This is a genomic window from Falsiroseomonas sp. RANM36 (assembly GCF_056682175.1).
This window is the reverse complement of sequence record NZ_JBWXTD010000003.1, coordinates 82,247-87,448: the sequence shown is the minus strand read 5'-3', so window position 1 is coordinate 87,448 and position 5,202 is coordinate 82,247. Positions and strand designations below refer to the sequence as shown.

General features: G+C 72.5%; 4 protein-coding genes. All 4 read right to left on the bottom strand.

Features of this window, described 5'->3' with window-relative positions:
- Positions 1 to 117: 117 nt before the first annotated feature.
- The 4 genes from AC1MIR_RS05355 to AC1MIR_RS05340 all read right to left on the bottom strand — a co-directional run bounded on the left by AC1MIR_RS05355 (position 118) and on the right by AC1MIR_RS05340 (position 5,142).
- On the bottom strand, positions 118 to 1,395 hold the full coding sequence (locus AC1MIR_RS05355; RefSeq protein WP_480027153.1) for a peptidylprolyl isomerase: 1,278 nt from the start codon (positions 1,393 to 1,395) through the stop codon (positions 118 to 120).
- Between the two features lie 68 nt (positions 1,396 to 1,463).
- Positions 1,464 to 3,650, bottom strand: coding sequence for an LPS-assembly protein LptD (locus tag AC1MIR_RS05350; protein WP_480027152.1), 2,187 nt, complete (start codon positions 3,648 to 3,650; stop codon positions 1,464 to 1,466).
- Positions 3,650 to 4,198: an LptF/LptG family permease gene (locus tag AC1MIR_RS05345; RefSeq protein ID WP_480027151.1), complete on the bottom strand. Its 549-nt coding sequence runs from the start codon at positions 4,196 to 4,198 to the stop codon at positions 3,650 to 3,652. The genes AC1MIR_RS05350 and AC1MIR_RS05345 overlap by 1 nt, the downstream gene beginning before the upstream one ends.
- Complete coding sequence (locus tag AC1MIR_RS05340) at positions 4,195 to 5,142, bottom strand: ABC transporter substrate-binding protein (RefSeq protein ID WP_480028710.1); 948 nt, start codon at positions 5,140 to 5,142, stop codon at positions 4,195 to 4,197. The genes AC1MIR_RS05345 and AC1MIR_RS05340 overlap by 4 nt, the downstream gene beginning before the upstream one ends.
- Between the last annotated feature and the right edge of the window lie 60 nt (positions 5,143 to 5,202).

The following is a 5,202-nucleotide window of genomic DNA, read 5'->3' as shown; positions in this document are numbered from 1 at the left end:
CTGCGCGGCCCGAGGCCGCGAATGCGGCCCGCGGCCAGTGCGTCATGCGCATAGCATGCCGTTGGCATGACGAAGCCAAGCGCGCGGAGCGCGCGCCCGGCGTCTGAGGGCGCAAAATCAAGTATTCCTCATCTCGATCTGGGCGCGGCGGCGCAGTTCGCGCTGCAGGCGGCGCGCCAGCAGCTCAGCGCGGTCGCGCACGATCGCCGAGCGCGCCATGTCCGGCGTGACCTCGCCCTCGTTCCGGCGTTCGCGCGAGCAGACCATGATCACGGCGATGCCGTCCGGCGCGATGATCGGCTCGCTCGCCCGGCCGATCGGCAGGCCGGCGATGAGCTGGCGCAGCGGCGGCGGGTTCAGCTGCTCCAGCCGCACCTCGCCCGGATCGGCGGGGCGGTCGCTGCCGGTGGTGCGCGCCGCCGCCTCCATCGCCTCGCAGCCGCGCGCCGAGCCGGCCAGCGCCTGGGCGCGCTGCAGCTGCTGCAGCTGCTGCGGGTCCGGCGCATCGGGGTTCAGCGCGGCGGTGAAGGGGAAGAAGACCTGGCGCATGCTGAGGATCGTCACCTCGTCGCGCCCGACCAGGCGCCGCTGGCGCAGGGCGACGATCTGGTAGCCGCCGGGGACCCGGATCGGGTTGGCGATCGCGCCGGGCGGCATCTGGGTGACGACGGCGGCCACCGCCGGGTCCAGCGCCTCCGGCCCGACCCAGCCGAGGTCGCCGCCGGCGAGCGCCGTCTGCGACTGGCTGAACTGCGTCGCGGCGAGCGGGAAGGGCACGCCGGAGCGGAGCTGGCCCACCACGTCATCCACGAAGCGCTGCACCTGGCCGGATTCGGAGGGGTCGTCCACCGGGATGAAGATCTCCGAGACCAGGAATTCGGGCTGGCCGGTGCGCGCCTTCTGGGCGGCGATGTAGTCGTTGATCTCGGCTTCGCTCGGCCGCGCCTGCGCGCCGAGCAGGGCGCGGATCAGACGCGCCCAGCCGATCTGCACGCGGATCTGGTCGTAGAGCACGCGCGGCTCCACCCCGGCGCGGCGCAGCTGCGTGACCAGTCCGCCCTCCGGCAGGTTGTTCCGCCGCTCGAGATCGGCGACCGCGCTGGCGACGTCCACATCCGTGACGGCGACGCGGCGGCGCTGCACCTCCTGCATGCGCAGCCGCTCGTCCACCAGCAGGCGCGTCACCTGCGGCGTGAGGCGGTCGAGCACCTGGGGCGAGACCGGCAGGCCGGCATTGATGGCGAAGAGCCGGCGCCGTCCCTCCACATCCGCGGTGGTGACGATGTCGCCATTGACCACCGCGACGATGCGGGTGGATTGCGCCAGGGCAGGCGGCGCGGCGGCCGCGGCGGCGAGGATCGTGCAGAGCAGCAGGGCGCGGAGCAGGGGGCGCATCCGGGATTCCTAGTGGCGCGGGGCGTGCGAGGGAAGGGCCTCGCCGCCGGCCCCGGGGTTGCGGGCGGTCACAGGGCCCGGATGCCGAAGTCGCCGATCGTCTTCAGCGTCACCCGGAACAGCAGCATGGTGCCGGTGGGGTCGTCCTGCAGGGTCACGGGGTCCTGCACCCACCGGCGTATCAGCCGGGCCTCGAAGATCAGGCATTCGTCCTCGTAGGCGAGAACGCCCTGGGCGGCCACCGGCTCGTCGCGGAAGCGGTCGTAGCGGCCGAAGGCGCCGACCCGCCAGTTGTCGTTCACCTGGAGGAAGCCGCCCAGGCTGATCTCGTTCCGCTTCGGATAGGAATTGTTGTAGGCCGCCTGGGTGCCCAGGTAGCCGGCGCTGAGGGAGTATCCGTTGCCGAAGACGGTGCCGGTGATGTCCCAGAGCTGCTGCTCGCCGGTCTCGGCGGAATAGCGGCTGCGGCCCATGATCTCGAACCAGGGCACGGGCGCGAGGCGGGCGCGCGCGACATAGTCCGAGCGCTGGTTCTCGAGGCCGGAGCCGGCGGGGAACAGCGCCTCGTCGCTGGTGCGGAAGCTGCGGCCGACCAGGCCTTCGAGCTGGCCGCCATTGGGGAACAGCCAGGCCGCGCGGATCGCCGCGTCCATCCGCGTGCCGCCTTCCTGGCGGTCGCGGCCGGGGTAGCGGTTCAGGTCGAACAGGTTGGCGTCGGTGAATTGCAGGTCGAGGCTGTCCTCGGCCGGGATGTTGGTCTGCCGGCCGGTGTTCGGGCCGGTGACGAACTGCACCCGCGGCTCCAGCACATGCGTGCCCCACTCGCCCGCGGAGCGCGCCAGCGGCCAGCGCAGGTCCACCGCGGCGCGGACATTGCCGTTGGTCCAGTTGCCGTCCTGGCCGGGCGGCCCGAAGAAGGGCGCGGCCTGCAGGTCCTGGACATAGCCGGCCAGCACGTCCGCCTGTGCCCTGATGGTCCAGATCTCGCCGGCATGGCCGAGCAGGGGCAGCTCGTAGGCGGCGCGGCTGCCGACCCGGCGGGAATTGGTGCCCTGGTCGCGGGTGATCGCGTAGCCCTGCGCGTCCACCCGGAACTGGCCGCCCAGGCTGTCCCGCGAGAACAGGTATTCGGCATAGCCATAGGGCAGCACCAGGGGCACCTGGCCGGTGGTGTTGGTCTGCAGCAGGCTCTGATAGAGCCGCGAGTCGGCCCGGACGTAGCCCTGCACGCCCCAGAACCCCTCGAGATAGGCGTTCGAGGTCAGCACCTGCGGCGAGCCGTAGCGATAGGCGCGCAGGTAGTCGCGCGAGGAGGCGCGGTTCAGCGCGAAGCCGGCGCGCCAGGTCTCGTCCAGCGAGAACTGGCCCTGGGAGAAGAAGTTCCAGCCGATCCCCTCCTGGTCCACGTCGTTGCCCTGGAGGTTGCCGAAGGAGCCGTCGAGCGAGACGACGCCGCTGTTGAACCGGCGCCGATAGGCCAGGGCGAGCCCGCCGATCTGCTCGGTGGAGACGGTGGCGCGGATGGTGGCGTCCGCGCTGTCGTCGAGCACCCAGTAGAAGGGCTGCTCGTAGAAGCCGCCGAGCAGCTTGGTGACGCCGAAGGTCGGCGAGAGGAAGCCGCTGATCCGCGGCGCGCCCGGCGCGGCGTGGCTGAAATAGGGCGCGTAGAGCACCGGCACGCCGAACATCTCGAGCGAGGCGTCGCGGTAGCGCACGCGCTGTTCCTGCGAATGCAGGCTGGCGATGCCGGCGCGCAGCTGCCAGAGCGGCGCGCGGTCCGGGTCCTCGGGGCAGAGGTTGCAGGGCGAATAGACCACGCGGGAGAGGTCGGTGATGTCGCCCCCGGTGCGGCGCGCGCCCGCGGCGGCGACGCGCGTGTTGCCGGCCAGCAGGCCGCGGATGCCTTCCAGCACGGCGTCGCGCATGCCGCCCGACAGCTCCGCCCGCTCGGCGAACAGGATCTGCCCGTCGGGCTCGATCAGCACGACGTTGCCGGTCGCGGTCGCGACGCCGGTGGCGCGGTTGTAGGTGAACTGGTCGGCGCGCACCACGCGGTTGCCCTGCCAGGCCTCCACCCGGCCGCGCGCGGTGACGGTGTCGGCGTTCTGGTCGAACTCCACCTCCTCGGCGGTGAAGGTCACCGGCTCGTCGGAGGCGGCGGCGCGGCCATCCAGGCCCGGCAGGCCCTGCGCGGCCAGCGGCGCGGGCGGCGCGAGCAGCGCGAGGAGCAGCAGGCCGCGTCGCAGTCTCGCCATCAGCCGTCTTCCAGGTGCAGCAGCAGCGCCAGCGCCAGCAGGAGGCCGGCGACCGTCGGCGCCCAGGCGGCGAGCAGGACGGGGAGCGACCCGGCCTCGCCGAATTCGTTGCTCACGCGGTCCACCACGAACAGTGCGAAGCCCGCGGCGACGCCGCCGGCGATCATCTGCGCCACGCCGCCGCGGCGGTTGTGGCGCATCGAGAAGCCGGCCGCGAGCAGCGCCATCGCCAGCGCCAGCACGGGCATCGCCAGCAGCGACTGGAACTGGATGCGGTGCCGCACGGCGGAGAAGCCGGCTTCCTCCAGCACGGCGATGAAGTCGGGCAGCGACCAGAAGCTCAGCGTCTCGGGCGAGGCGAAGCTGTCCTCGATGCGCCCGGCGGTCAGCTCGGTCGGCAGCTCGATCGCACCGGGCGGGCTTGGGCGGCGGTCGGGGCCGAACGTGACGGCGTCCTCCAGCACCCAGCGCCCGGGCGCGAGATGGGCGCGCGGCGCCTCGATCCGCGCGAGCGGGCGCCCGCCGTCCGACAGGCGCCAGACGGTCACGCCCTGCAGCTCGAACCGGCCGCGCCCGGCGGCGCCGCGCGCGGCGGCAGGAAGTCGCGGCGGAACACGTCGGAGTTCGCCGGCGTGCGCGGCAGGCCGTACACCTCCACCGCCTGGGCGATGGCGCGCGTGAGACGCGCATCGTCCACGTCGCCGGCGCCGAGCCGGCGGCCTTCCGGCGTCGCGATCAGCGTGCGCCAGGCGAACTCCACGCGGCCGATCTCCATCGGCGCATTGATGGTGGCGTCCACGCGGCGCATCACCTCGGCCGCGAGCGGCGGGTTGCGGCCGATCTCCAGCATCGCGCGGTTGATCGCCGCGACCATGCCGCGCACGCCGTTCGGATTGTCGCGCAGCAGCCGCTGCGAGACCATCGTGCCGTTCGAGTAGAGGTCGATCCCGAAGTCGGAGAACAGGAACCAGCGCAGGTCCTTGTCCGGATCGAGGCCGAGCGCGCGGAAATTGGTGTGCGCCGTCACGGTGAAGACCGCGCCGAGGTCGAACTGGTCGCGCAGCAGCATCGGCTCCTGCAGCGCCGGCGCGATGGAGACGACCGGGTTCTTCGCCAGGTCGAGCCCGTTCAGCCGCGCGAACAGCGGCAGCAGCTGCATCGTGGTGGAGCCGGGCGAGCCGCCGATGCGCTTGCCCGCCATGTCCGCCACGGTGCGGATCGGGCCCGACGCCTTGGTGATCAGCGCGAAGGGCGGCGTGTTGTACATCTGGTAGACCATCACCGGCGCCTCGCCGGGGCGGTTCGCCGCCTGCTGGATGATCGCATTCTGGTCGCCGAAGCCCGCATCATAGGCACCGGCCATGATGCGCGTGACCGTGGCGGTGGAGCCCTCGCCCTGGTCGATCGTCACGTCGAGCCCGGCCTCGCGGAACCAGCCGCGCTCGCGCGCCAGGTAGAACCAGGAATGGACGCCCTGGAAGCGCCAATCCAGCGTGAAGCGGACCGGGGTCAGCGCCTGCGCCGTCGGCGCGACGCTCTATCAGAGCCGGAT